At 70.5% G+C, this 26861-nt stretch carries 21 protein-coding genes; 12 read left to right on the top strand and 9 right to left on the bottom strand.

The window, feature by feature from the left end:
• Positions 1-2779: leucine--tRNA ligase (gene leuS / locus QM728_RS15010; RefSeq protein WP_415032805.1), on the bottom strand; the 2779-nt coding region annotated here is incomplete at its 3' end.
• Positions 2780-2826: 47 nt separating this feature from the next.
• Between leuS and QM728_RS15005 the strand changes: the two genes are divergently transcribed.
• The 4 genes from QM728_RS15005 (at position 2827) to QM728_RS14990 (ending at position 5378) form a co-directional block, all read left to right on the top strand.
• Positions 2827-3339, top strand: a complete 513-nt coding sequence (locus tag QM728_RS15005; protein WP_415032804.1) for an SdpI family protein — start codon at positions 2827-2829, stop codon at positions 3337-3339.
• Entirely contained in the window at positions 3339-4340 is a 1002-nt protein-coding gene (locus QM728_RS15000; RefSeq protein WP_415032803.1) for a bile acid:sodium symporter family protein, read from the top strand. Before QM728_RS15005 ends, QM728_RS15000 begins: the two co-directional genes overlap by 1 nt.
• Positions 4341-4482: 142 nt before the next feature.
• On the top strand, positions 4483-4857 hold the full coding sequence (locus QM728_RS14995) for a hypothetical protein (RefSeq protein WP_415032802.1): 375 nt from the start codon (positions 4483-4485) through the stop codon (positions 4855-4857).
• 5 nt (positions 4858-4862) lie between these two features.
• A complete protein-coding gene (locus tag QM728_RS14990) occupies positions 4863-5378 on the top strand; it encodes a hypothetical protein (RefSeq protein ID WP_415032801.1) in 516 nt (171 codons plus the stop codon).
• An 84-nt stretch (positions 5379-5462) separates the two neighbouring features.
• Here the strand turns inward: QM728_RS14990 and QM728_RS14985 are convergent, their stop codons facing one another.
• The 4 genes from QM728_RS14985 to QM728_RS14970 all read right to left on the bottom strand — a co-directional run bounded on the left by QM728_RS14985 (position 5463) and on the right by QM728_RS14970 (position 9649).
• A complete protein-coding gene (locus QM728_RS14985; protein WP_415032800.1) occupies positions 5463-5780 on the bottom strand; it encodes a DUF4333 domain-containing protein in 318 nt (105 codons plus the stop codon).
• A 31-nt stretch (positions 5781-5811) separates the two neighbouring features.
• Positions 5812-6759 carry an acyl-ACP desaturase gene (locus QM728_RS14980; RefSeq protein ID WP_415032799.1) on the bottom strand — a complete coding sequence of 316 codons (948 nt, stop codon included), beginning with the start codon at positions 6757-6759 and terminating at the stop codon, positions 5812-5814.
• 84 nt (positions 6760-6843) lie between these two features.
• A complete protein-coding gene (locus QM728_RS14975) occupies positions 6844-8868 on the bottom strand; it encodes a CocE/NonD family hydrolase (protein WP_415032798.1) in 2025 nt (674 codons plus the stop codon).
• Positions 8869-9022: 154 nt separating this feature from the next.
• A complete protein-coding gene (locus tag QM728_RS14970; protein WP_415032797.1) occupies positions 9023-9649 on the bottom strand; it encodes a YqgE/AlgH family protein in 627 nt (208 codons plus the stop codon).
• Positions 9650-9697: 48 nt separating this feature from the next.
• Between QM728_RS14970 and QM728_RS14965 the strand changes: the two genes are divergently transcribed.
• Positions 9698-10903, top strand: a complete 1206-nt coding sequence (locus QM728_RS14965) for an MFS transporter (RefSeq protein WP_415032796.1) — start codon at positions 9698-9700, stop codon at positions 10901-10903.
• Here QM728_RS14965 and QM728_RS14960 read toward each other — a convergent pair.
• Positions 10897-12003, bottom strand: a complete 1107-nt coding sequence (locus QM728_RS14960) for an aminotransferase class V-fold PLP-dependent enzyme (protein ID WP_415032795.1) — start codon at positions 12001-12003, stop codon at positions 10897-10899. The two genes, QM728_RS14965 and QM728_RS14960, sit on opposite strands and share 7 nt — an antisense overlap.
• 88 nt (positions 12004-12091) lie before the next feature.
• Between QM728_RS14960 and QM728_RS14955 the strand changes: the two genes are divergently transcribed.
• Together QM728_RS14955 and QM728_RS14950 are read left to right on the top strand one after the other, a co-directional pair.
• The gene (locus QM728_RS14955) at positions 12092-12643 is read left to right on the top strand and encodes a hypothetical protein (protein ID WP_415032794.1); all 552 of its coding nucleotides are present in this window, start codon (positions 12092-12094) and stop codon (positions 12641-12643) included.
• Between the two features lie 27 nt (positions 12644-12670).
• Positions 12671-13072 carry a YccF domain-containing protein gene (locus QM728_RS14950; RefSeq protein WP_415032793.1) on the top strand — a complete coding sequence of 134 codons (402 nt, stop codon included), beginning with the start codon at positions 12671-12673 and terminating at the stop codon, positions 13070-13072.
• 69 nt (positions 13073-13141) lie between these two features.
• Here QM728_RS14950 and QM728_RS14945 read toward each other — a convergent pair whose 3' ends face one another.
• Positions 13142-14671, bottom strand: a complete 1530-nt coding sequence (locus tag QM728_RS14945; protein WP_415032792.1) for a glycerol-3-phosphate dehydrogenase/oxidase — start codon at positions 14669-14671, stop codon at positions 13142-13144.
• Between the two features lie 2 nt (positions 14672-14673).
• The gene (locus QM728_RS14940; RefSeq protein WP_415032791.1) at positions 14674-15309 is read right to left on the bottom strand and encodes a TetR/AcrR family transcriptional regulator; all 636 of its coding nucleotides are present in this window, start codon (positions 15307-15309) and stop codon (positions 14674-14676) included.
• Between the two features lie 20 nt (positions 15310-15329).
• Between QM728_RS14940 and QM728_RS14935 the strand changes: the two genes are divergently transcribed.
• Positions 15330-16976, top strand: a complete 1647-nt coding sequence (locus tag QM728_RS14935; protein WP_415032790.1) for an FAD-binding oxidoreductase — start codon at positions 15330-15332, stop codon at positions 16974-16976.
• Positions 16976-17893 carry a diacylglycerol/lipid kinase family protein gene (locus QM728_RS14930; protein ID WP_415032789.1) on the top strand — a complete coding sequence of 306 codons (918 nt, stop codon included), beginning with the start codon at positions 16976-16978 and terminating at the stop codon, positions 17891-17893. Before QM728_RS14935 ends, QM728_RS14930 begins: the two co-directional genes overlap by 1 nt.
• Here the strand turns inward: QM728_RS14930 and QM728_RS14925 are convergent.
• Positions 17890-19332 carry a CCA tRNA nucleotidyltransferase gene (locus QM728_RS14925; protein ID WP_415032788.1) on the bottom strand — a complete coding sequence of 481 codons (1443 nt, stop codon included), beginning with the start codon at positions 19330-19332 and terminating at the stop codon, positions 17890-17892. The genes QM728_RS14930 and QM728_RS14925 overlap by 4 nt on opposite strands.
• 87 nt (positions 19333-19419) lie before the next feature.
• Here QM728_RS14925 and QM728_RS14920 point away from each other — a divergent pair, with 87 nt between their 5' ends.
• The 3 genes from QM728_RS14920 to murJ are packed head-to-tail and all read left to right on the top strand — an operon-like array spanning position 19420 to position 26762.
• On the top strand, positions 19420-20406 hold the full coding sequence (locus tag QM728_RS14920; RefSeq protein ID WP_415032787.1) for an NUDIX hydrolase: 987 nt from the start codon (positions 19420-19422) through the stop codon (positions 20404-20406).
• A gap of 1 nt (position 20407) precedes the next feature.
• Positions 20408-22942: a DUF6049 family protein gene (locus QM728_RS14915; RefSeq protein WP_415032786.1), complete on the top strand. Its 2535-nt coding sequence runs from the start codon at positions 20408-20410 to the stop codon at positions 22940-22942.
• Complete coding sequence (gene murJ, locus QM728_RS14910; protein WP_415032785.1) at positions 22935-26762, top strand: murein biosynthesis integral membrane protein MurJ; 3828 nt, start codon at positions 22935-22937, stop codon at positions 26760-26762. Before QM728_RS14915 ends, murJ begins: the two co-directional genes overlap by 8 nt.
• Positions 26763-26861 lie beyond the last annotated feature (99 nt).

The following is a 26861-nucleotide window of genomic DNA, read 5'->3' as shown; positions in this document are numbered from 1 at the left end:
CGGCGATCTTCTCGTCGGCCAGTGCGGCGGTGCGCACGGTGTCCTCGTCGGCGTCAGCCGCGACGGTGATGCGGCTGCGCACCTTGCCCTTGACCTGGATCGGGATCTCGACGGTGTCCTGCACCAGCCACTTCTCGTCGGCGGTGGGGAACGGGCCGTGCGCCAGCGACTCCCCGTGGCCCAACCGCTCCCACAGCTCTTCGGCGATATGCGGCGCCAGCGGGGCGAGCATCAGGACCAGCGGCTCGACCACGGTGCGCGGAGCACCGTCGGGATAGGTCTTGGTCAGGTGGTTGGTCAGCTCGATGAGCTTGGCGCCGGCGGTGTTGGTCCGCAGGTTCGCCAGGTCGTCGCGCACGCCGTCGACGGTCTTGTGCAGGGCGCGCAGGTCGTCGTCGGACGCGTCGGCGTCGGTGACGCGCACCGCACCCGACTCCTCGTCGACGACCAGTCGCCACACGCGCTGCAGGAACCGCTGCGCGCCGACGACGTCCTTGGTCGCCCATGGCCGCGACTGGTCCAGCGGTCCCATCGACATCTCGTAGACCCGCAGGGTGTCGGCGCCATAGTCGCGGCAGATGTCGTCGGGGGCGACGGAGTTCTTGAGCGACTTGCCCATCTTCCCGTACTCCTGGAAGACCTCTTGATCCCCGAGGAAGAACTTCCCGTCGCGCTCCTGCACCTGCTCCGCCTCGACGTAGACGCCGCGCGAATCGGTGTAGGCGTAGGCCTGGATCATGCCCTGGTTGAACAGCTTGCGGTACGGCTCGCGGCTGGTGACGTGGCCCAGGTCGAACAGGACCTTGTGCCAGAAGCGCGAGTACAGCAGGTGCAGCACCGCGTGCTCGACGCCGCCGATGTAGAGGTCCAGCCCGCCCGGGTCGGCAGCGCCGTGCACCGACGGCCGCGGACCCATCCAGTAGGCCTCGTTCTCCTTGGCGCACAGTGCCTCGGTGTTCGTCGGGTCGATGTAGCGCAGCTGGTACCAGGAACTGCCCGCCCACTGCGGCATGACGTTCACATCGCGCGTGTAGGTCTTCGTCCCGTCGCCCAGGTCCAGTTCGACGGTGACCCAGTCGGTGGCCTTGGCCAGCGGGGGAGAGGGCTCGGAATCGGCGTCGTCGGGGTCGAAGGCGACCGGCGCGTAGTCGGCCACCTCGGGCAGCTCGACAGGCAGCATCGACTCCGGCAGCGGGTGGGCGTTGCCCTGCTCGTCGTAGACGATCGGGAAGGGCTCGCCCCAGTACCGCTGCCGCGCGAAGAGCCAGTCGCGCAGCTTGAACTGCACGGTTCCGACGCCGGTGCCGTCGGCTTCCAGCTTCTCGATCATCGCGGTCTTCGCCTCGTCGACGCTCTTGCCGTCGAGGAAGCCGGAGTCCACCAGCGGGCCGTCACCGGTCCACGCCTCGTCGGCGATGCCCTGCTCCGAGCCGATGACCTCGCGGATCGGCAGGCCGAAGGCGGTGGCGAACTCGTAGTCGCGGGTGTCGTGGCCGGGGACCGCCATGATGGCGCCGGTGCCGTACCCGATCAGGACGTAGTCGGCGATGAAGACCGGGATCTGCTCGCCGTTGACCGGGTTGGTCGCGAAGGCGCCGGTGAAGACGCCGGTCTTCTCCTTGCTCTCCTGGCGCTCCAGGTCGGACTTCGCGGCGATCGACGCGCGGTAACCCGCGATGGCCTCCGCCGGGGTCTGCGCGCCACCGGTCCAGCGGTCGTCGACGTCGGCGGGCCAGGCGTCGGCGACGATCTCGTCGACGAGGTCGTGCTCGGGGGCCAGCACCATGTACGAAGCCCCGAAGAGCGTGTCGGGCCGCGTCGTGAACACCTTGATCGTGTTGTCGCCCGGGAGGGCGAAGTCGACGTGCGCGCCCCGCGAGCGACCGATCCAGTTGCGCTGCATCGTCTTGACCTTCTCCGGCCAGTCGAGCAATTCCAGGTCGTCGAGCAGGCGGTCGGAGTAGGCGGTGATCCGCATCATCCACTGCCGCAGGTTCTTGCGGAAGACGGGGAAGTTGCCGCGCTCGCTGCGGCCCTCGGCGGTGACCTCCTCGTTGGCCAACACCGTGCCCAGCCCCGGGCACCAGTTGACCAGCGAGTTGCTCAGGTAGACCAGGCGGTGCCCGTCGACGACGGTCCGCCGCTCGGCGGCATCCAGGTCGGCCCACGAGCGACCGTCGTCGAGGGTGCGCTCGCCGGATTCGTACTCGGCGATCAGCTCGCCGATCGGCCGCGCCCGCTGCACCGTCTCGTCGAACCAGGCGTTGTAGATCTGCAGGAAGATCCACTGCGTCCAGCGGTAGAACTCGACGTCGGTCGTCGCGACGCGGCGGCGCTCGTCGTGACCGAGGCCCAGCCGCCGGATCTGGCCGAGGTACCGCTCGATGTTGGCCTCGGTGGTGGTCCGCGGGTGCGTGCCGGTCTGCACCGCGTACTGCTCGGCGGGCAGGCCGAAGGAGTCGAAGCCCATCGTGTGCAGGACGTTGCGGCCGTCCATGCGCGCGAAGCGGGCGAACACGTCGCTGGCGATGAAGCCCAGCGGGTGCCCGACGTGCAGGCCCGCGCCCGACGGGTACGGGAACATGTCCTGGATGAAGAGCTTGTCGTCGGGGGAGTAGCCGCTGACGTCGCCGGCGAGGGGTCCGACGGGGTTCGGCGCCTGGTAGACCTTGCGCTCGTTCCACTCGTTTTGCCAGCGCGCCTCGATCTGGTCCGCAAGCCGCGCGGTATAGCGGTGCGCGGCTTCGGCTTCGGGGGTTGCGGGCTTGGATCCAGTCACCCGACCAGCGTAAATGGTGGCCTACGACACGACGTAGAGTGGTGGTCGTGGCCGATGTCATCGCTCTCGTCGTCGCGGCGATCGCCGCGCTCAGCGGCATCGTCTGGATCGCGCTCGGCATCGCGGGTCAGGCAGGGATCCTGCGGCGCAACCGCTACCTCGGCATCCGCAGCCCGGAGACCATGCGCAGCGAGAATGCCTTCGCCCTCGCCAACCGCGTCGTCGCCCCCGGGCTCATCGCCACCGGCGTGCTGGCCCTCGTCGCCGCCGGCCTCGCGTTCACCCAGCGGGGTCTGGCCGGGATCATCCTGGGCGTGATCGGCACGGTCGTCGCCCTGGCCCTCGTCGGGCTGCTCTCCGGCACCGCCATCCGCGCGGCCGCGGCCCTTCCGCCCGACCCCGAGCCCGCGGGCTGCGGCGCCGAGTGCGGTTGCGGCGGGCACGAGGAAGCCGAGGCCTGCGCCGACGACGACGAGGACATCTGCGGTACCGGCACGACGTGCGGCAGCTGCGAGATGCGCGACGCCTGCTTCGACGACGACGCGACCACCCGCGCGTAGTGGCCCTCTCGCCGCGGGCACTGCTCGCGAAATCTCCGATCGACGGCTTCGTGCTGTCCATCATCGCGGCCGTCATCGTCGCCGCGCTCTTCCCCGCGACGGGCCTCTTCGCCGACGTCATGGACAAGGTCGTCATCGCCGCGATCGCCCTGCTGTTCTTCCTCTACGGGGCGCGCCTGCACCCGCGGGAGACGCTCGCCGGACTCACGCACTGGCGGCTGCACCTGCTGATCCTGGCGTTCACCTTCGTGCTGTTCCCGATCATCGGCCTCGCGATCAAACCGGTCGTCGAGCCGCTGGTGGGGGAGAACCTGTACCTGGGGCTGCTGTTCCTCTGCCTCGTCCCGTCAACGGTGCAGTCGTCGATCGCGTTCACCTCGATCGCCCGCGGCAATGTGCCGGCGGCAATCGTCAGCGCATCGCTGTCCAGCCTGATCGGCGTGTTCCTCACGCCACTGCTGGTTGTGTGGCTGATGGGTGGAACCAACTCCGGGGTGCACATCAGCAGCTCGTCGATCGTCAAGATCATGGCCCAGATCCTGCTGCCGTTCGTGCTCGGCCAGATCGCCCGCCCGTGGGTCGGCGGTTGGATAGACCGCCACCCGGCGCCGACGAAGCTCGTGGACCGCGGTTCGATCGTCCTCGTCGTCTACGTCGCCTTCTCCGAAGGCATGCGCAACCACATCTGGTCGCAGGTCGACGTGGGGCAGATCGTCACGGTGGCGCTGATCTGCCTCGCGATCATCGTGTTCTTGCTGGCGCTGACCGGATGGCTGCCACGCCGACTCGGCTTCGACCGCGCCGACACCATCGCCATCCAGTTCTGCGGCACCAAGAAGGGCATGGCGTCGGGTCTGCCGATGGCAACCGTGCTGTTCGCGGGGTCGCCGGCACTGGGCCTGATCGTGCTTCCGTTGATGATCTTCCACCAGATCCAGCTGATCCTCTGCAGCATGCTGGCCTCGCGATACGCCGCGCAGGCCGACGCCGACGCGTCCTGACTGCGAGTACCCCCCGCAATATTCGAGTAGTCCACTACTCGCGTCGCCGGCGGCCCGTCGCCCGAGACTTGGTCGCACGGCTGGAAATCCAGCAACCCGGTGTCGTCGCCCGGTACCTGCGACAGAGAAGAGGAGGGTCCCGATGCCCGCCATGAATCACAAGTCCCTGACCGCCGCACTCGGTGCCGGAGCGCTCGCCCTGTCGCTGGCCTTCGGCGGTGCCGCCGCGTTCGCCGCGAATGACGGTGCGCCCGGCGTCGCCGGCCACAGCGTCGACAAGCCCATGGGGCCGATCAAGCCGAAGCCGCTCAAGCCCAAGGGCCTGCCCACGCCGCCGAAGGGCAAGTACAACGGCCCCAAGCTGGGCACCCCGAAGACCAAGCCGCTCAAGCCCAAGGGGCTCCCCACGCCGCCGAAGGGCAAGTACAACGGCCCCAAGCTCGGCACCCCGAAGACCAAGCCGATCAAGCCCGGCAAGCCCTCCGGCCCCGACTTCGGCAGCCTGAAGTGGTGGTGATCTCGATGAGGTCCACCGGGCTGGTCGCCGTTGCCGTCGCGGTCGGCGTCGTCGGCGCTCCCGTTCTCGCCGCACCCGCGGCCGACGCGACCACGGTGTTTCCGCTGAAAGGATTCGCGCTGGTCGCCACGGACAACGGCAACGGCACCGCAACCCTCAAGGCGGTGAACACGAACGCCGTCGCCTACGGCCTCAACATCATCGTCCGGAACATGGTCGGTGCGCCCGAGAACCTGTTCATCAACGGCAGCATCGCGCCGAACACGACGCGAACCAGCACCAAACCCCTCGCACCGGGCAACTTCACCGTCAGCTGGGGCATTTGGAAGAAGGGCTATTCGAACGAGAACCGCGTCGGGCAGCCTTTCACGATGGGCAAGGCAAAGCTGAAGAATCCCAAGCTGGAGGCGCCCTACAAACCGAACAAGCCGAAGGAGAAGAAGGTCATCCCCATCGTGCCGAAGCCCAAGCCGAAGCCGGCTCCGCCCGGTCCCGACTACGGCAGCCTGAAGTTCTGGTGATCCCCTCTCACTGACTTCGGGAAAAGGTTCGGCCTCCGCGGGCACCATGCCCGCGGAGGCCGAACCATTGGCAGATCTCGGTGGCTACTTGGCCCACTCCGGCTGCGGCACGAGACCGGGGACGGTGTTCACGTTGAACTTGCCCTTGTCGTCGGTGGCCGTCGCGGTGAGCAGCTGCCAGTTGCCGTGGTGCTCGATGGCGCACTCCTGCTTCTCGCCGGCCTTGGCCTTCAGGTTGCCCTTGCACTTGACCTGGGTCAGGCCGGGCACCTGCGCGGCGATGGCGTCCTTGCTCTTGGCCTCCAGGTCGGACTTGCTCACCGACTTCTCAAAGCTGCAGCCGGCCAACGCGCCCATGCTGATGGCGAGCATCCCGATGCCCGCCGCGATCTTCGTCCGCATTCCTTGCTCCTTCGCTACTTCCGCGAGCCGGTCAGCTCGCAGCTTTCTGGGCGCGCTTGGCGTCGCGCTCGACGAGGCGGGCGCGCTGCTCTTCGAAGCGCTTGGCATCCTCGTCGGCCTTCTCGAGGTAGGCGGCCAGGCTGTCGCGGGCCTGTTCGCCGCGGGCACCGAAGTCGTCGCGCTCGAAGATGCGCAGCTTGCGCAGCACCGGCCACAGGACGTCGTCGAGGTGCTGGCGCATGTCGTAGATGCCGTACTTGGCCATCGTCAGGCTCATCTTGCGGAAGTTCGGCATGCCGATGCCCGGCATCTGGAACTGCTCGATGACCGCGCCGAGGGCCTCCATCGACTGGTCCGGCGCGAGGTCGAAGGCGTTGCTGCACATGTTGCGGTAGAAGATCATGTGCAGGTTCTCGTCGGCGGCGATGCGCTGGAGCATCTTGTCGGCGATCGGATCGTTGCAGGCCTTGCCGGTGTTGCGGTGGCTGATGCGGGTGCCGAGCTCCTGGATGGTGACGTACGCCAAGCCGGGGAGCAGGCCGCTGAGGTCGTCGGTGTAGACGCCCTTGGTCATGTTGGCCATTCGGTCGTTCTCCAGGGCGACGGGGTCGACGCCGCGGGTCACGACGAGGTAGTCGCGCATGACGATCGCGTGACGGTTCTCCTCGGCCGTCCACCGACCGACCCAGGTGCGCCAGGCGCCGTCGGCGTCGAAGTAGGCGCTGATCTCCCGGTGGTACGACGGCAGGTTGTCCTCGGTGAGGACGTTCAGCACCATCGCGGCCTTGGCGACCTCGGACAGCTGCGACTGGCCCTCTTCCCAGTCCACGCCGCCCATCGCGGCGAAGTTCCGGCCGTCGTCCCACGGGATGTAGTCGTGGGGGTGCCAGTCCCGCGCCTGGGACATGTGCCGGTTGAGCTCGTTCTCGGCCATCGGCTCGAGCTCGGTGAGCAGTTCGACTTCGGTCATTTCACGCATTGGGAATCCCTCTGGGCTGTTGACGTAAGGCACTCAGCCTAACCGCTCGCCTCGGCGAGCGTCTGGATTCCAGGGTGACCGAAACTAGCCGAACTCCTTCGACACCGGCACGTTCAGGAAGCTCGGTCGGTTCGGGTCGAGCTGGATGTGCTGCGGACGCAGCCCTGACTCGTTCAGCAGCGGGCGCAGCGGCAGACCGCGCGGCAGGTTCATCGCGAACACGTCGACGCGCAGCCGGTGACCCGGCTTGAGCAGGGCCTCCGTCGGCAGCAGGCCGAGGTCGAGCTGGACCGGGACACCCGGCTTCACGCGCTTCCGGTCGTAGAGCGACATCGTGTAGAACGGGTCGACCACGTCGCCGTTCGGCGCGTACTGGCTCTGGTTCGGGTCGATCTTGCGCAACGACGACACGATCTGGCCCGACGAGATCACCGTCGACTCGCCGTTCGGCGCGACGTCGGTCAACATCGCCGTCCAGTAGCCGTCGGTGGCGTCGGAGACCGCGTTGATCCGCAGGTTGCTGTACCCGGAGATACTCCGGTACGTGCGCACCGGCGCGGTCGTGAACGTGAGCGCGTTGTGCTCGGCGATCCGGTTGTCCCGGCCGCAGAAGCGGAAGATGGCCGTCACGCCCGCCGTCTGCTGCCCGGCGTCGCGGGAACACAGGGTCAGCACCCCGGGCCCGACGGTCAGCCGGCCGCGCGAACGCGGCTTGCCGACGCTGAGCCGGCCGTCGCGCACGGCGTGCGGGGCGGTGCCGCTCGGGCGGTCGGACAGGTACAGGCGCTGGCGGGTCATGCCCGGGCGCGGGAAGTTCGGCGCGGTGATCCAGCCGCGGCCCATCTGGTCGAGGGTGGCCGGACCGTACTGGTCGATGCCGTTGTCGATCCCCTTGAGCCACTTGTCGAACCACGCGCGTTGCAGCACGTCGATGCGCGGCGGGGTGCCCCGCTCGCCGTGGCCGGCGCCGGGCGTGATGTGGTACGCCTCGCCCATGACCAGCTGCTTCTGGCCCAGCGGCAGCGGGATCTTGTTGAACATCCGCACTTCGCTGTTGGTGAACAGGTCGAACCAGCCGCCGACGATCATCGTCGGAATCTGGATGCGGTCGGCGTGATCCATCCAGCCGCGACGTTCGGCGGTACCCGGGATCAGCAGTCGCTTCATGTCCGGCGGGATCGACCGCATGTCCGGCGTCAACAGCGCGGCGAACAGTTGCGGGAAGAAGGTCACCGGATCGGCGAGCCGGTCGGCCAGCCACTTCCAGTCGAAGCGGCCGGTGAACATCGCACCGAGGTCGGGCATCATCTTCGTCGTGTTGACGAGGGTCAACCACATCGGCAGGAAGCCGGCGCCGAGCGCACCGCCGGGCGCCACGATGTCGCGGACGAGGTCGCCGCCGGGGACCACCGGGAAGATCGCCTTGAGCGCGGCCGGGTTGCGGTTGGCCGCGTAGACCTGGTTGATCGCCGAGTACGACATGCCGGTCATGCCGATCTTGCCGTTGGAGAACCGCTGCTTGGCCGCCCAGTCGATGACCTCGACGGTGTCACGCTGCTCGCGCTCCTTGAACACGTCCCACTTGCCCTGGGAGAACCCGGTGCCGCGGACGTCGACGACGACGTAGCTGTACCCGGCTCGGACCAGGTCCTTGTCGACGGTGAAGGAGCGGAAGGTCCCACCGGTCATCGACTTGAGGAGGTCGCCGAAGCCGTCGATCGGGGTGCCGGTCAGGTTGATCATGCCGATGATCTGCTTGGCGATCGGCTCGAGGATCGGGTTCTGCATTGTCTCGGCCGCCAACGTCGAGATGAGCTTCGTGTACGGCGTCATCGTCACGATCGTCGGCGTCTTCACCGCGACCGGGCGGTCCGCGGCGTCACCGGGCCGGTAGACGTTGGCCTTGAGGACCGTGCCGTCGCTCATCCGGATCGGGACGTCCCAATCGATGTGCACGCCGGGATACCGCTGCTTCTTGTCCTTCGTGTACGCCCACCCCTTGCCGGCGGCGCCGCCACTCGGCCCGACCGGCGCGGCGCCGGCCGACGCCAGTGGCGCGAGCAGCGCCATGATCGCGAAGGCGGCAACTGCCCACAACAGTTTCCTCATTGAGCTTCCCCTGTCCCCAACTGCAGATTCAGCGTGCTTGTGCGGCGAGTGCCGCAAGGCGACCAATCGGTCGCTTGGTCAACTGACTCGTGACCCTACTCACAGGTAGTCCACAGGAACAAGGGTATGGCGGAAAGTTCCCGGATTGTCCAGTTCAGTTCGCGGTGACGTCCATCGGATAGGTCGACAGCAGCGGCAGCGGCCAGGGCTGGCGGCGCAGGACCGTCGCCCACAGATCGATGCCGGCCGGCGCCAGCACGTCGTCGGCGAGTGCCGACGCGACGAGCCAGCTGTCCTCGCCGAGCTCGTCGTCGAGCTGGCCCGGCCCCCACCCCGCGTACCCGGCCATGATCCGGACGCCGACGAGGACGCGGGCGAGTTCGTCGGGGTCGCCGTCCAGGTCGACGAGGACCACGCGGCCGCTGACCTTCATGATCCCGGTGACGCCGTGCAGATCGACGCCCCGCTCGACGACGCCCAGGCAGAGCGCCCCGTCGCGCTTGACGGGTCCGCCGACGTAGAGCGCCTTCGGGTTCGCGGCCAGCGGCGACCACTGGGGGAGCAGGTTGTGCACGGGGGAGTGCGACGGCTGGTTGATGATGACGCCGATGGTGCCGGTGTCGTCGTGCTCGATGACGTAGACGACCGTCCGCGCGAAGGCGGATTCGGTCAGTTGCGGGGAGGCGATGAGGAGGGTGCCCGGCCGGATGGGCGCCGCGCCGGAGTGACCGCCGGCATTGCCGCCGGCGGACGTCCTCGGGTCGTCGGACTCATCGCCCACGACCTCATCATGGCACGACCGCGCGGCGCCGTCGGTAGTCTTTGGGCGGTGTTGATCCGCCTCCTCGCCACGCGCCTCGCGGGGCAGGCGGCCGACGGTGTTTTCCAGGCGGCGCTGTTCGCCGCGATCGCCTTCAACCCCGAGCGCCAGGCCTCACCGCTGGTCATCGCCGGGATGCTCGCCGTCCTGGTCGGGCCGTATTCGCTGATCGGCCCGCTGATCGGCGGCTTCCTCGACCGGTGGGACCGTCGTTCGGTGCTGGTGTGGGCCAACGTGGTGCGTGGCGCGCTGATGGCCGTCGCCGCCGGGTTGCTGGCGTCGGGTCTGCACGACTTCGCCGCCCTGGGCGCCGCCCTCGGGGCAATGGGCGCGGCCCGCTTCGTCGCGGCGGGGCTCTCCGCCGCGCTGCCACACGTCACCGCGCGCGACGCGCTGGTGCGGACCAACGCGCTGTTCAACGCGCTCGGCGGCTTCGCGGCGATGACCGGCGTCGGCATCGCCGCCGGCGGGCGATTGCTGCTCGGCGCCGGCGCCGGGTCGGCCGCCGCGATCATGCTGTTGGGCACCGTTGGGGCCCTCGTCGCGGCACTGGTCGCCCGGTCCTTTCCGCGACGCTCCCTAGGTCCCGACGGAGAAGCCCGCGCCGTCACGACGAGCTGGATCCGCGGGTGGCGGGCGATCACCTCGGCGCCCACCGTCGGCGTGCTGTTGGGATCGATCGCCGCGCACCGGTGGGCGTTCGGCACCAACACCATCGTGCTCGTGCTGGCGACCAACAACGTCGGCGAGACGAGTGGACTGCGCCGATTCCTGCTGATGGTCGGGTCGGCCGCGGTCGGGGCGCTGCTCGCCGCGATCAGCACACCGATCCTCGCCCGCTGGGCGGGCCGGACGCGCACACTCGCGGCCGCCCTCCTCCTCGGCGTGTTCGGGCAGACGCTGCTGCTGACCTTCGACCTCGACATCGCGGTCGCCGCGGTCCTGCTGATCGGGTGGGTCGGCCAGACCATCAAGCTCTGCGGCGATGTCGCCATGCAGACCGAGGTCCCCGACGACAGCCGCGGCGAGGTCTTCGCCATTCAGGACGCGATCTTCAACCTGGTGTTCATCGCGGCGGCGACGACGGCCGCCCTCATCGTCCCGACCACCGGGCGCGGCCCCATCGTCCTCATCGGCGCCGGGCTCGTCTACGTGACGGCACTCATCGAAGTGCTGCGGCGAAGCCTCGCCGCGAATCAGGACGAGGTTCAGTAGCCCATCGTGCGGAGCTCGCCGGCCAAGCGGTCGAGGTCCTCGCGCGTCGCATCCAGGTGGGGGCTGAGCCGCAGCACCGAGTTGTCCAGCATCAGCGGCGAGCGTTCGGCGATCGCCGGCGTCACCAGCAGCCCGGCCTCCCGCAGCCGGTGGGCAGCGGCGACGACGTCCTGCGCTTCGAACCCCGGCGGCGGAGCCAGCGTCACCAGCGCCGAGGGCTCGTCGATCGGCTCCAACACCTCCCAGCTTGCCACCCCGTCGAGGCGTTCCCGGGTGGCTCGCCCGATGGCGGCCAGTTCGTCGTAGACGGTCTGCGGGCCGATCTGGTTCAACTCGGCGACGGCGGCGCCCAGGCCCAGGCGTCCGGCGATGAATCCGGCGGTCGCGCCCGCTTCCATGTCGGCGACGTCGATCCGCAGGCGCGAATCCGGCCGCACCGCGGCGAAGCCCACGCCCCGCGGGCCGGTGAGCCACTTGCGGCTGGTGCCGTAGACGATGTCGGCGCCGGTGTCGGTCGCGACGTGGCCGACCGATTGCGCCATGTCGACCACCACGGCGACGTCGGCGGCATGGGCGATCTCGACGATCTCGGCGACCGGCTGCACGACGCCGCTGGCCGATCCGATGTGGCAGAGGTGGATGAACTCGGGCTGCTCGAACTGCAGCATGTTCTCCAGGGCGTCGGTGTCGACGCGGCCGGACACGTCGGTGGCCGGCAGGGTGTGGACCGCGAACTCGCGGCGTTCGAACTCGACGAGGTTGGGGCCGAACTCGTTCTTGGCCACCCAGACGGTGCTCGCGATGGGCAGATTGGCGACGCCCAGCAGGCCGCGGAGCGCGGCCCGGCCGGTGTCGCGCCAGACGAGTTCGTCGGCCTGGTGCCCGATCAGCGCGGCGAGCTCGCGGGCCCCGGTCGCCAGCTGCTGCGCCGCTTCTTCCATCGCGACGTACGACCCGCGCTTCGACTCTTCCCAGAGGTGGGCGCTCAGCGTCTCGATCACCGCGTTCGACGAGCGGCCCGCCGAAGCGGCGTCCCAGTGCGCCATATCGGGTTCGACGCGTGCGGCGTGCCAAGCGGGTCCGAGCTCGCTGAGGAACATGGGTCCAATCTAGCGCCCGATCGTGCGTGTGCGGGGTCACGTTCTCGGTCGCCGGGAACCGTCCGGCCGCCCGCTGCGTCCAAGGAACATGGACCCGTTTTCCATCGCCCACACCTTCGGCACCGGCGACGGCGAGACCCACACGTGGCACGCCCCCGCCGACGTCGACTTCAACGGCGACGGCCGACTCGATTCGGTGCGCCTGGATTTCGACGGCGACGGGCGGATCGACGACCTGATGATCGATTCCGACAGTGACGGCGTCGCCGACTGTGCGGCTTTGGACCTCGATGACGACGGCGTCGTCGAGTCGTTCTTCCGCGACACCGGGAACGGGGTCTGGGGAGTGCGGGCACAGCGGCCGGAGTTCTCGTCGTCGGGACCGGGTCCGCCACCAGCCCCGCCGCGACCCCCGCCGACGCCGCCACCGCCTCCTGCCGACGAGGCGCCCCGACCGGGGCGGGTGGGTCGGCCGATCGACACCAATGGCGACGGCAAGCCCGACGCGACGCTCGTCGGGTTGCCCGACGGCGGCAGCGAGTTGCGCCTGGACACCGACGGCGACGGGCGGTGGGACACCGCGCTGGTCGACGTCGACGGGGACGGGGTGGTCGATCGGATTCGACGCCGCGAGCCGTAGGGCCGATCCGTCGGCATACTGGAAGTTATGAAGACGATTCTGAACATCATCTGGTTGGTCCTGTCGGGCCTCTGGATGGCCATCGGCTACGCCATCGCCGGCGTGATCTGCTGCGTCCTGATCATCACCATCCCGTTCGGGATCGCCTCGTTCCGCATGGCGAACTACGCCCTGTGGCCCTTCGGTCGCACGATCGAGCGCAAACAGTCCGCGGGCACGATGTCGCTCATCGGCAACATCATCTGGCTGGTCGTCGCCGGCATCTGGCTCGCGCTCGGCCACATCGCCACCGGCATCGCCATGTGCCTGACGATCATCGGTATCCCGCTCGGTATCGCCAGCTTCAAGATGGTGCCCATCTCGCTGATGCCGCTCGGCGCCCAGATCGTGCCCACCGGCTCCGACCGCGAGGTCATCGTCCACAGCTGACGCAAACCCGACTCTGCGCGACAAGACCCGACACCAACAGGTGTCGGGTCTTGTCATGTTGGGTCGGGTTTAGGCCAACGACGCGGCGGCGATCTGCTCGACGGCGGCGCGCGCCTTCTCGGCGTCGGCGGGCACCAGCCCGATCCGGGTGCGACGGTCCAGGACGTCCTCGACGGTCAGCGCGCCTTCATGGGTGAAGGCGAACTCGATCTCGGCCCGCGTCACGTCGATGCCGTCGGCAATGGGAGCCAGCGGCTCGGCCACGGTGGCCTCCTCGACGACCTTCGGCGCCTCCGCACCGAAGCGCGCGACCAGCGAATCGGGCAGACCCTCCGGCAGCGCAGGGTCGACGGGGGTCGCGCCGACCAGCGGCACCGACGTCGTCACACACGCGGAGGCGTCCAGGTCGGCGGCGTGCACCGCGGCGTCGACGGCGTCCTGCGCCATCTGCCGGTACGTGGTCAGCTTGCCGCCGATCACGCTGACCATCGTCGAATCGGTGACTCGCACGTCGTGGCGGCGCGAGACGTCGGCGAGCGAACCGCCGTCACCGCCGGCCGTGTCGATCAGCGGGCGCAACCCGGAGAACGCGCCCTTGACGTCGGCGCGGGTGACCGGGATGGCCAGCGCGGTGTTGACGGTGTCGAGCAGGAAGTCGATCTCCTCGTCGTCGGGTGTCGGGACGTCCGGGATCGGCCCGGCGGCGTCGACGTCGGTGAGGCCGAGGTAGACGCGCCCCAGCTGTTCGGGCAGCACGAAGACGAACCGGCTCATCGAGCCGGGGATGGCGACGGTGAGCGCACCGGTCGGATTGCCGAAGGTCGCCGCGTCGAAGACGAGGTGGGTGCCGCGGCTCGGGCGGATGGTCAGCGTCGCATCGAGGCCGGCCGCCCAGACGCCGGTCGCGTTGACGACGGCCCGGGCCGACACGCGCAACTCGTCACCGGTGAGCTCGTCGCGCAGCACCGCGCCACCGCCGTCGACCCGCTCCGCGCGAACCCGGGTGAGGATCTGGGCGCCGTAGCCGGCGGCGGTCCGCGCGATCGCGGTGACCAGTCGGGCGTCGTCGATCAGCTGCCCGTCCGTCGTCGACGCGCCGCCGCGCAACCCGTGCCGACGGACCGTCGGGCAGGCGGCGAGGACCTCCAGGGCCGACAGCCGCTTGGGTCCCGGCAGCACATCGTCGGGGGTGTGCGCGACGCGCTTGAGCAGGTCGCCGGCGAAGAACCCGGCGCGCACCAGTAGGTCCGACGTCTTCACGCCGAAGTCCGGCACCACCTGGCGCACCGGTCGGATGAGGTGCGGGGCGATGGTCGTCATCAGGTGGTGGCGCTCGACCGCGCTCTCGTGGGCGATGCCCACATCTCCCTTCGCCAGGTAGCGCAGCCCGCCGTGGACCAGCTTGCTGCTCCACCGCGACGTGCCGAAGGCGAGATCGTTCGCCTCGACCAGCGCGACCGACAGCCCGCGGGTCACCGCGTCCAGGGCGACGCCGACACCGGTGACTCCGCCGCCGATGACGAGGACGTCGACCGGCTCGGCCCGCGTCGCGAGCGATTCCAGGTCCGCGCGACGACGGGCGGCATTCAGGACGGTCATCGTTACTCCTTGCCGGGGTGCTGCAGGTAGCTGGCCAACACGCGGTGCAGCTCGGTGGTCCAATCCTCGCCCAGGATCGGCTCGACCAGTGCCTGCGACTGTACGGCGGACTGGGTGATCAGCAGGACCATCGCGGCGAGCTTGTCCGGGTCGCCGTCGCGGACCCAGCCGTAGGCCTGGCCGGCCTCGATGCCGTCGGCGATCAGCCGCAGCAGGCTGCGCTGGCTGGATCCGAGCCGGTCGAAGACGTAGGGCTGCAGGAAGTCGGGGCGACCGCGCCACAGCTCGGCGAACAACTCGTCGTCGCGGATGGCCCCCGCCACCCGCACGATCTGATCGATGGCGGGCGCGAAGCCGGTACCGGTGCGCAGCGGCGTGGTCGCCTGCACGGCCGCGACGATCCGGGTGATCTCGCGGTGGCACAGGTCGCGCACGACGGCGTCGAGGTCGGGCCAGCGGCGGTACACCGTCGGCCGGCTCACCCCGGCGGCCCGCGCGACGTCGGCGAGGCTCACCTTGCGCCCCTGCTGGCGCAGGATCTCCTCGCGCGCCGCATCGAGGACCCGGGTGCCGAGTTCGTCGCCCACCCCCTCGGCTCGGGCGTCCACTTCTGGCGAATCAGCATTACGAATTGACATGATGTGTAACACTGTATCGCATGACTGCTGGATTTGACCCGAAACTGCACCAACTACCCGTCCCGCCCATGCGCTGGGACGCCTGGGGCGACCCCGACCTCGCCGCGCCGCTCTCCGAGGGCACCTCGACGCTGATCCGCGGGATGCTCGGCGTCTCCGGCGAACCCGCCCTCCCGACCATCGACCCGGCGACGGTGACCGTCTCCCCGTCGCGCCTGTCCGACGACGACCTGGCCGCGCTGCGCGCCATCGTCGGCGAGCAGTGGGCGTCGACCGCCGACGCCGACCGCCTGCTGCGCGGCGCCGGGAAGTCGACGCCCGATCTGCTCCGCCGACGTCTCCCGGATCAGGACGCACCCGACGGCGTCGTCGCCCCGGCGACCGACGACGAGGTCGCCGCGATCCTCGCGTGGTGCGGTGAGAACCGCGTCGCCGTCGTCCCGTTCGGCGGCGGCACCAGCGTCGTCGGCGGGCTCGACCCCGAAGCCGGTGAGCTGCGCGCCGCATTGTCGGTCGACCTGCGCCGGATGGACGCGCTGATCGACCTCGACGAGGTCTCGCAGATCGCCACCCTCGGCGCCGGTGTCACCGGGCCCGACGCCGAGAAGCTCCTCGGCGAGCGCGGCTACTCGCTCGGCCACTTCCCGCAGAGCTTCCGCTACGCCACCATCGGCGGCTTCGCCGTCACGCGCAGCTCCGGCCAGGCGTCGGCCGGCTACGGCCGTTTCGACGACATGGTCCAGGCGCTGACCCTGGTCACCCCCGCCGGCGTGCTCGAGGCCGGCCGCTCGCCGAAGAACGCCGTCGGCCCCGACCTGCGCCAACTGGTCATGGGCTCGGAGGGCGCCTTCGGCATCGTCACCAAGGTGTCGGTCCGCGTGCACAAGATCCCCGCCGCCACCGAGTACGAGGGCTGGCGCTTCGACAGCTTCGCCGACGCGGCGAAGGCCTTCCGCTCGGTCGCGCAGGAGGGCGTCATGCCGACGGTCATGCGCGTCTCCGACGAACTGGAGACCGCGCTCAACTTGGCCAGGCCGACGGAGATCGGCGAGTCCGACTCGTCAGACGACGACCTCCCCGACAAGCAGACCCCCGGCGGCTGCCTGGCGATCACCACCTTCGAGGGCTCGCCGACCGCCGTCGCCGCCCGCGCGACGGTCGTCCGCGAGATCTTCACCTCCTGCGGCGGCCAGTCGCTGGGCCCCGAGCCGGCCAAGGCGTGGGAGCACGGCCGCTTCTCCGGCCCGTACCTGCGCGACGCCCTGCTCGACATCGGCGTCGGCTGCGAAACGCTGGAGACGGTGACCACCTGGGCCAAGCTCGACGAGGTGAAGGCCGCCGTCACGCAGGCACTCGCCGCCGCCCTGCCGGAGCCGGTCGTCACCATGTGCCACATCTCGCACACCTACGCGACCGGCGCCTCGCTGTACTTCACCATCGTCTACCGCCAGGAGGGCGACGCCCTCGCGCAGTGGCTCGCGGCGAAGAAGCAGGTGACCCAGAAGATCGCCGACGTGGGCGCCTCGATCACCCACCACCACGCCGTCGGCCGCGACCACGCCCCGTTCCTCGCCGACGAGATCGGCGACCTCGGCACCGCGGCCCTTACCGCGGTCAAGGGCGTCTTCGACCCCACCGGCGTCTGCAATCCGGGCAAACTGGTCTGATGCCGCTCTCCTCGGTCACCGTCCTCGCCAACCCGCAGGCCCGCAAGGGCACCGGGCTGGCGATCGCCGACGATGTCGCCCGGCTGCTGATCGATCGCGGCATCACCGCACGGGTGGTCGCCGGCAAGGACCTCCCCGACGCCCAGCGCGTCGCCGCGGAGGCCGTGGCGGACCCGTCGGTCGACGCGATCGTCGCCGTCGGCGGCGACGGGTCGATCCGGCTCGCGCTCGAAGCGGCAGCCGGCTCGACCACGCCGGTCGGAATCATCCCAGCCGGCACCGGCAACGACCTCGCGCGGGCGCTGGGGGTGCCGCTGGGCGATCTCCCCGGCGCCGTCGACGTCATCGCGACCGGCGCGGCGAAGGCCATCGACCTGGGCCGGGTACGGCTCGACGACACCGGTGAGACCACGCTGTTCGTCACCGTCGCCGCCACCGGGTTCGACGCCGACGTCACCAAGCGCGCGGTCACCATGCGCTGGCCGCGCGGTCAGTCCCGCTACCTGGTCGCCGCACTCGCCGAGGTGGCGAGTCTGACCACCCGGCGGTTCACCGTGCGGGTCGACGGCGAGACCCTCGCCGACGGAGAGGTCCTGTTCACCGCCATCGGCAACACCCGCTCCTACGGCGGCGGCATGCTGATCACGCCGGACGCCGACGTCCACGACGGCCGCCTCGATGTCACCGTCGCGACCAAGGATCCCGGCGTGGGGCGCGCCACCCTGCTGCGCCTGCTGCCGACGGTGTTCAGCGGCAAACACGTGGAGCACGAACTGGTGCGCACCGGCCGCGGCAAGGTCGTCGAGGTCAGCTCGGATCCGGCGGCGCTGGTCTCGGTCGACGGCGACCTGATCGGGCACCTGCCCGCCACGTTCGACGTCCTCGAGTCGGCGGTGTCGGTGCTGATGCCGCGCTAGGAGTTCTGTTCCGCCCACCAGCGACGGAGTTCGGCCTCGGCCTCGTCGCGCTCGAGCGGACCGCGTTCGAGCCGCACCTCTTTGAGGTGCTTCCACGCCTTGCCGACCAACGGCCCCGGCGGGATGTCGAGCAGCTCCATGATCGCGTTGCCGTCCAGATCCGGGCGGACGCGTTGGAGATCCTCCGCGGCGGCGATCTCCTCGATGCGGCGCTCGAGGTCGTCGTAGTTCTCCTGCAGTCGGCGCGCGCGGCGCTTGTTGCGCGTCGTGCAGTCGGCGCGGACCAGTTTGTGCAGCCGGTCGAGCAGCGGGCCGGCGTCGGTGACGTAGCGGCGCACCGCCGAATCGGTCCACTTGCCGTCGCCGTAGCCGTGGAAGCGCAGGTGCAGGAAGACGAGCTGCGAGATGTCGTCGACCATCGCCTTCGGGTATTTGAGGGCGCGCAACCGCTTGCGGGTCATCTTGGCGCCGACGACCTCGTGGTGGTGGAAGCTGACGCCGCCGCCCTCCTCATGGCGCCGGGTCGCCGGCTTGCCGATGTCGTGCAGCAGCGCCGCCCACCGCAGCACCGGGTCGGGGTCGCCGGTCTCCAGGTCCATCGCCTGCTGCAGCACCGTCAACGAGTGCGCGTACACGTCCTTGTGCTGGTGGTGCTCGTCGATGGTCAGCCTCATGCCGGGGATCTCCGGGATGATCCGCTCGGCCAGCCCGGTCTCGACGAGCAGGTCGATGGCGGCCAGCGCGTGCTCGCCGCAGATCATCTTGTCCAGCTCGACGCGGACGCGCTCGACGGTGATCCGGTCGATCTGGTCGGCCATCGCCGTGATCGCGTCGAAGGTCCGCGGCGCGAGGGCGAATCCGAGCTGGGAGACGAAGCGGATGGCGCGCAGCATGCGCAACGGGTCGTCGCCGAAGGACTGCTCCGGCGCGGCGGGGGTGTCGATGACCCCGGCGAGCAGCGCGGACATGCCGTCGAGCGGATCGTGGAAGTCCGACGCCCCGTCGGCGGTGATGGCGACGGCCATGGCGTTGATCGTGAAGTCGCGGCGAACGAGGTCGCCGTCGAGGCTGTCGCCGAAGGTGACCGTCGGGTTCCGGCTCACCTGGTCGTAGACGTCGCTGCGGTAGGTGGTGATCTCGACGAGGTGATCGCCCTTGCGCGCGCTCAGGGTGCCGTAGGCGATGCCCGCCTCCCAGACGACGTCGGCCCAGCCGTCGAGGATCGGTTTGATGACGTCGGGACGGGCGTCGGTGGTGAAGTCGAGGTCGTTGCCGAGCCGGCCCAGGACGGCGTCGCGCACCGAGCCGCCCACCAGGTACAGCTCGTGTCCGGCGTCGGCGAACAACCGGCCCAGCGGATTCAGGACATCGCCGAGATCCCGCAGCGAGACTGCCGCCGCGGCCAACAGTCGCGCACGCCGCAAATCGGACTCGGTCACGGGGTGACAGCCTAGCTTCTCGTCCGAACGGATGGCATCCACGGCGTCCTAGGGAAACTTAAGGTTACGGGCGGCTAGCATCGAAGAATGTCCTCCGCCCAGCCCTCACCGACCCCCCGCGACGCCGCGGGCACCGGGGGCGGCGAGCCCGGGAACCCCCCGAGGCGACGGCGCAACCGGAGGCGGCGCGGGCGCGGTGGCGGCGGTCAGACCCAGTCACCGCAGGGCCAGCACGATCAGCCCACGAGCCCGGCGGCCGCCGACGCCGCGTCGACCCGTCCCAAGCCGGGACCCCGGCTCGTCGCCGACGCCGAGTCGGCCACGGTGCCCGCCACCGAGGCACGACCCGAGCCCAAGCCCCACCCCAAGCCGTCCGACCTGGCCGAACACGCCAAGCCCGCCACCGCCGCCAAGCCCGCGACCGGGCGGGGCCAGCGCAATCGCGCCCGTGGCGGTGCCCGCCTGCGCACCGTGCGGGAGACCTCGGCCGGCGGTCTCGTCGTCTCCGACCTGACCCGCCCGTTCGACGAGCTGTCGGCGGCGCTGATCGGACGCGTCGACCGTCGCGGCCGGATGATGTGGTCGCTGCCCAAGGGGCACATCGAAACCGGGGAGACCGCCGAGCAGACCGCGATCCGCGAAGTCGCCGAGGAGACCGGCATCAGCGGCACCGTCATCGCCCCGCTGGGCAAGATCGACTACTGGTTCGTCAGCGAGGGCCGCCGGATCCACAAGACCGTGCACCACTACCTGCTGCGCAGCACCGGCGGCGAGCTCTCCGACGCCGACTACGAGGTGGCCGAGGTCGCCTGGGTGCCGCTGGTCGAACTGCCCAAGCGGCTCACGTACTCTGACGAGCGACGATTGGCCCGGATGGCCGAGGGGGTCATCGCCGAGTTGACCGCCGATCCGGGCCGTCTCGCGCAAAGCGAGGCCGAGAGCAATCGGACCGAGCCCAACGAATATGAGAAAGCCGCAGCCGCCCGCAACCAGCGGCGCAAGGAACCGGTACCGCCTCCGTCGCAGCGTCGACGCAGGCGTCGCGGCCGTCGGCCCGCACCGCCGGGCGACTAGCGTGCGCGGCCGGCTGCTCGCCCTCCTCCTGCCACTGCTCCTGCTCGGCTACCTGGCCGGTCCGGCCCTGGTCGTCGGCGACGCCGCGGCCGACCCGCGCTCCCCCGCCTCGCCTGCTCCGTCGAGTTCGACGCCGCGCACCGACGGCGAGGAACTGGCCGAGATCTCGATCAACGGCGTCAAGCCCACCGTCGTGACCACCGCGACCGGCCCGAACGTCGTCGTCGCCGGTACCGTCCGCAATACCGGGTCGACGGTCCTCGGCTCACTCGCCATCCGCCTGCAGCGCGGCCAACCCGCGCAGCGGGCCGTCGATCTGCGCACCGAACTCGCCGGCGACCCGGCCACGTTCGACATCAACGGCGAGTTCACCGCCATCGCCGACCGACTCGCGCCGGGCGCGACCACCGGTTTCAGCCTGACGATGCCGCTGTCCGGCCCGACCGGCCTGCGCATCACCGAGCCCGGGGTCTACCCGCTGCTGGTGAACCTCAACGCGACGCCCGCCGGCGGTGAGCAGGCCCGCGTCGCCGATTCGCGCACGCTGCTGCCGGTGCTGTCGCTGCCGGCGACCGCCGACGGGGCCCGCGAGTTCGCGCAGGACCAGGCCGGGGCCGCCCAACGCGGCCTCGGGCCGGACGGCTCGGTGGCCGCGAACAACCGCAGTCCCGCCCGCTTCACGCTGCTGTGGCCGATCGCCGCCGCGCCGCAGGCGGTACCGGGCCGCGTGGGCGCCGGGGCCACCGACCCGATCGTGCTGCTGAACGAGAACCTGTCCCGCTCGCTCTCACCCGGCGGGCGGTTGCACAACCTGCTCGTCGGGCTCCGTCCGGTGGTCAGCGCCGGCGCCGACGATCCGCGGTCGGCCGTCCGCGACAGCCTGTGCCTGGCCGTCGACCCCGACCTCCTCGTCACCGTCTCCGCGATGGCGGGCGGCTACGCCGTGCTCAGCGACCCGGCCAACCGCGCCGGGCCCACCAAGCCGGGTACCGGCGCGGCCGCCGCCGCGGACTGGCTCGCCGAACTCACCACGTTGGCGAAGGGGCGCTGCGTCGTCGCACTGCCCTTCGCCGGCGCCAGCCTCGACGCGCTGCACCGCGTCGGGAACACCGCGCTCACCAAACTCGCGCTCGCCCACCCGGCCGACCTCGTCGACTCCCTGCTCGACGTCAAGAGCGTCCGCGGGATGTCGCTGCCGACCCAGGGCGCAATCACCGACGCCGGTGCGGCCGAGCTCGCCACGGCCGCCATCGGGACCGCGCTGACCGGCAGCGACACCATCGCGGCCGACCGCGCCGACCCGGCCGGCCAGTACAACTCCGGCAAGCTGGGCCTGGCGACCTTCGACCGTCCGATCAGCGCCGCCCTCGGGGCCGCCGGATCCCGACCGCGCCGACCGGTCCTGGTCCCGCCCGGCCAGCGCGTGCCGCTCGACGGCGAATCGCCCGTGAGCCGTCGGCAGGCCGCCCTCGCGGCCCTCGCCTTCCCGTCCATCGTCGTCCCCGACACCGACGCCGGCGACGAGATGCCGACCGTCGGCCGCAGCTCGCTGATCGCCCCGCCGCCGACGTGGTCGATCACGCCGGACGACGCCGCCGACCTCGTCGCGACCGCGGGCCTGCTGCTCCGCTCGGGCGCCGCGGTGCCCGCCCCGCTGACCGGAGTCATCGACGGGGCCGGCAAGAACCGGTCCGCCGCCCGCCTCACCATCCCGGCCGACACCCCGCTGGCCGGATCGGACCAGTGGTGGCTGCCGTCGCCGACCGCCGCCGACACCATCGACAAGTCGGCGGACCTCACCTGGCAGCTGCAGGCCGCCCTCGTCGCCAGTCCCGCGGACGCGACCGACGGCGACCGCGCCACCCCGGAGAAGTACATGGCGCCGCTGCGGTACGACCTGCTGCGCGCCCTGCCCGGGCCCGTCGACAACGGCGTCCAGCCCGATGCCGTGCGCGCGGCCCGCGGCGCCCGCATCGGATCGGTGGGGCGCGCGCTCAAGCAGATGCGCGAGTCGGTCTCGATCCTCGACCCCGGCGGCCGCTACACGCAGGTCTCCGAGCGCAGCCCCCTGCTGCTGGTCACCCGCAACGAGTTGGCCCTGCCCATCCGGGTCCGCATCAATACGACCGCCCCCCGCGACTTCGACATCAAAGACGTCGGCATCGTCGAGATCCCCGGCCGCGGCACCCGCCAGGTCCGCCTCCCCGCGAAATCAGAGGCGTCGGAGAAGACGTCGGTCACGTTCGCCCTCGTCTCGGCGTCGGGCGTGCAACTCGGCGGGGACCCGATCAAACTCGCCGTGAACTCCAACGCCTACGGCAAACCGCTGTTCTTCGTGACCATCGCCGCCGGCATCCTGCTCGTGCTGCTGGTGGCCCGCCGACTGTGGCACCGCTTCCGCGGCGAACCGGACAAGGCCGACGTCGACCGTCCCGAGGCGAGCCCGCAGGACCGGTTCCTCGCCGGGCGCGACTACACGTGGCGGCACAATGAGTATGAGCACGCCCACCCCCACCCGGAAAGCACCGATGACTGACCGCGACGACGAACGCGCCTTCGCGGCGGAGGAGATCACCGCCGCGGAACTGTCCGCCGAGGAGTTGACCGCTCCCCCCGGCGGCTTCCGGCCGCTGTCGGGTCCGCTCGCCGACCCCAACAGCCCGGGCGAGCCGGCCAAGCCGCGCAAGGTGCGCCGTCCCGCGCCGGAACAGCTGCCCGAACGGCCGGTCGGCGCCAACTCGGAGACCTCGGACGAGTCGGTGGTGCGCACCGGCGGGTCCATTGCCCTCGCGACGCTGATCAGCCGCATCACCGGGTTCATCCGGACGGTGCTGCTCGTCGCCCTGCTCGGCGGCGGCGTCGCCTCCGCGTTCCAGGCCGCCTACGTGCTGCCGAACATGATCGCCGAGGTCGTCCTCGGCGCGGTCCTCACCGCGATCGTCATCCCGGTCCTGGTGCGCGCCGAATCCGAGGACCCCGACGGCGGCGAGGGCTTCATCAACCGCCTCTACACGCTGACCGTCGTCCTGCTGGGCTCGGTCACCGTCCTCGCCGTCATCGCGGCGCCCATCCTGGCGGTGATGAACGTCGGCTCGAACTCCAAGGTCGACCAGCCGTTGACGACGGCCCTCGCCTACCTGCTGCTGCCGGAGATCTTGTTCTACGGGCTGTCGGCGCTGTTCATGGCGATCCTCAACGTCAAGAACGTCTTCAAGCCGGGCGCCTGGGCGCCGGTGCTCAACAACATCGTGCAGATCGCGACACTGGTCCTCTTCCGCGTGATGCCCGGCGAGCTGACGCTCAACCCGGTCAAGATGACCAACCCGCAGCTGCTCGTCCTGGGCATCGGCACCACCCTCGGCGTCGTCGTGCAGGCGGTCGTGCTGCTGCCGTACCTCCGCAGGGCGGGCGTCCGCTTCCGCCTGAAGTGGGGCCTGGACGCGCGCCTGCGCACCTTCGGCAACATGGCCGCCGCCATCGTCGTCTACGTCCTGGTCCTGCAGGTCGGCCTGGTCATCACCAACCGCATCGCGGCCGCCCACGCCGAGACCGGGATCATCGCCTACGCGACGCACTGGCAGTTGCTGCAACTCCCCTACGGCGTGCTCGGCGTGACCATCCTGACCGCCCTCATGCCGCGCCTGTCGCGCAACGCGGCCGCCGACGACACCGACGCCGTCAAGGCCGACCTGTCGCTGGCCACCCGGCTGACCATGGTGTCGCTGGTGCCCGTCGTGGCGTTCATGACCTTCTTCGGCCCGTACATCGGCCTGGCGATCTTCAGCTTCGGCAAGTTCTCGGCGAGCGACGCCAGCCAGCTGGGCTCGGTGCTGGCGTGGGGCGCCTTCACGCTCATCCCCTACGCGATGACGCTCGTGCAACTGCGCGTCTTCTACGCGCGCGAGGACGCCTGGACGCCGACGGCCATGGTCGTCGGCATCACCGTTGTGAAGGTGGCGTCGTCCTTCCTGGGACCGGTCCTGTTCGACGACCCCGACCTGATCATCCGCTGGCTCGCGCTGTCGAACGGCCTGGGCTATCTCGTCGGCGCCATCGTCGGGCACTACCTGCTGCGCTCGCGGCTGGGCAACGAGCCGGGGTCCGGCGTCGCGCGGACGACGCTCGTCACGCTGGTTGCCTCGCTGGCGGCGGTCGCGGCGACGTGGGCGCTCGCGCGCCTGGTCTTCACGCCGTACACCCCCGACGACTCCCGCGCCGCGCCGCTGGGCGAACGCATCGGCGTCGTCGTCTTCGTCGGTGTCACGGCGATCGTCGCCCTCGCCCTCGCGTACGTCCTGATGGCCGCCGCCAAGGTGCCCGACGTCGTCGCCGTCACCGATATGGCCCGCCGCGCGATCGGCCGGTTCGTCCCCGCGCTGGCACCGAAACCGGACGAGAACGCGCCCACGGCCAACGAGACCACGCTGACCGTGCAGTTCCCCAAGATTGGCGCTGATGAATCGCTGCCTTACTCTGGTCAAGTTGAAGTCGTGCGCCGCTTCGATCGGGGATCATCGACGTGGCGCTCGTACACTGTCCACAGCGGTGGAGCGACGACCGGGAGCATCCCGCGCATACCGCATCCCGACGACGATGACCCCGCGCGCACCGACATGCGCTACCGCAGGAGAGGAATGCCGATCATGAGCGACGGCACCGGCAAGGACGCCGAACCCACCTCGACCAAGGGCGCCGCCAAGAAGGATCCGGCGCCCAAGAAGGCCGCTCCCGCATCCGCCGAGAAGAAGGCGGCCCCGGCCGCCACCGCCAAGGCTCCCGCCGCCAAGGCCGCCGAGAAGGCCGCTCCCGCTGCCGCCGCACCGGTCCGCGGACCGCGCCTGGTGCCCGGCGCCGCCGTCGCCGGCGGTCGCTACCGCCTCATCGCACACTGCGGCGGGGCGCGCGGCCTGCAGTTCTGGCACGCCCGCGACATCAACCTCGACCGCGACGTCGCCCTGACCTTCGTCGACGCCGACCAGGTCGCCGAGCCGCCCAAGGCCGGCGCCGCCGACACCGAGGGCCCGCAGGCGATCCTGTCGCGCACGCTGCGCATCGGCCACCTGAACTCGGCCGGCGCCGCCCGCGTCCTCGACGTCATCCGCGGTTCCTCCGGCGGCATCGTCGTGTCCGAGTGGACCCCGGGTTCCTCGCTCGCCCAGGTCGCCGGCACCAACCCGTCGCCGCGCGGCGCGGCACGCGCGGTCCGCGCCCTGGCCGCCGCCGCCGAGGCCGCCCACCGCACCGGGGGCGCACTGTCCATCGACAGCCCGGACCGCATCCGCGTCTCCACCAACGGCGACGCCGTGCTGGCCTTCCCCGGCACGCTCGCCGGCGACGACAAGTCCTCGGACGTGCGCGGCCTGGGTGCCGTGCTCTATGCCCTGCTGCTCGACCGCTGGCCGCTCAGCGCCGACGCCTCGGCCACGAACACGGAGAAGCAGTCGACCGATCAGATCGGCGGGATGCGCCCGGCTCTGCCCGACGACGAGGGCAAGGGCCCGATCGAACCGCAGCGCGCACGGTCGCAGGTGCCCTTCGAGATCTCCGCCGTCGCCGCCCGCGCGCTCGCCGGCAACCAAGGCATCCGCACCGCCGCGACCATCCAGCACGTGCTCGACCAGGCCACCGTCGTGGACCTGCCGACCACCGCCATCGCGCCGCTCGACTCCGACGGCAAGCCGATCGTCCCCGACGGCACGCCCGCGCCCAGCGCCGAGGACGACACCGTCGTGGCGAGCGAAGCCGGCGGCCGCAACATGCCGCTGCTGATCGGCCTCGGCGTCGCCGCGCTGCTGGTCGTCATCTCGTTGGTCATCGTGCTCGCCCGCTTCGTCGGCGGTTCGGAGCCCAGCTCGGACATCGACGCGATCCTCACGTCGAGCACCGCCGAGCACAGCGACACCCCCGGTGCGGTGATCCCGCTGCAGACCGTGGCCGTCGTCGACTACTCCGATCAGCCGGCCGACCCGGACACGAACGTCCAGAACGTCATCAGCGGCAAGTCGCCGTCGTGGGCCACCGACCACTACCAGCAGTCCGCCAACTTCGGCGGGCTCAAGCCGGGCGTCGGGCTCATGTTCAACCTGGGCGGCACGCGCACCGTGCGAACCGTGACGATCAAGACGCCGAACCCGGGCTTCAAGGTCGAGCTGCGGACCGCACAGGCCGGTGCCACCAAGTTCGACCAGACCACCAAGGTCGCGGACGTCGACGTCGACAACGACACGACGACGATCAAGATCTCCAACGCCAAGGCGGCCCCCTTCATGCTGCTCTGGATCAAGCGACTCGCCCCGTCGCAGCGCAACTACGGCCAGTACGAGGCGACGATCCAGCAAGTCATCATGAAGAGCTAGTTACCCACAGGCGGGTTTTCCCGGCCCGACCGCGGCAGCGGCGGGAATCGCTGTCACACAGGGGCTTTCCGGCCGCGCCACAACGTGGTGTCCTTTGCC

It is taken from the genome of Gordonia sp. (in: high G+C Gram-positive bacteria) (genome assembly GCF_047602025.1).
Classification (GTDB): domain Bacteria; phylum Actinomycetota; class Actinomycetes; order Mycobacteriales; family Mycobacteriaceae; genus Gordonia.
The sequence above is the reverse complement of the archived record's forward strand: the minus strand, read 5'-3'. Positions and strand labels throughout refer to the sequence as shown.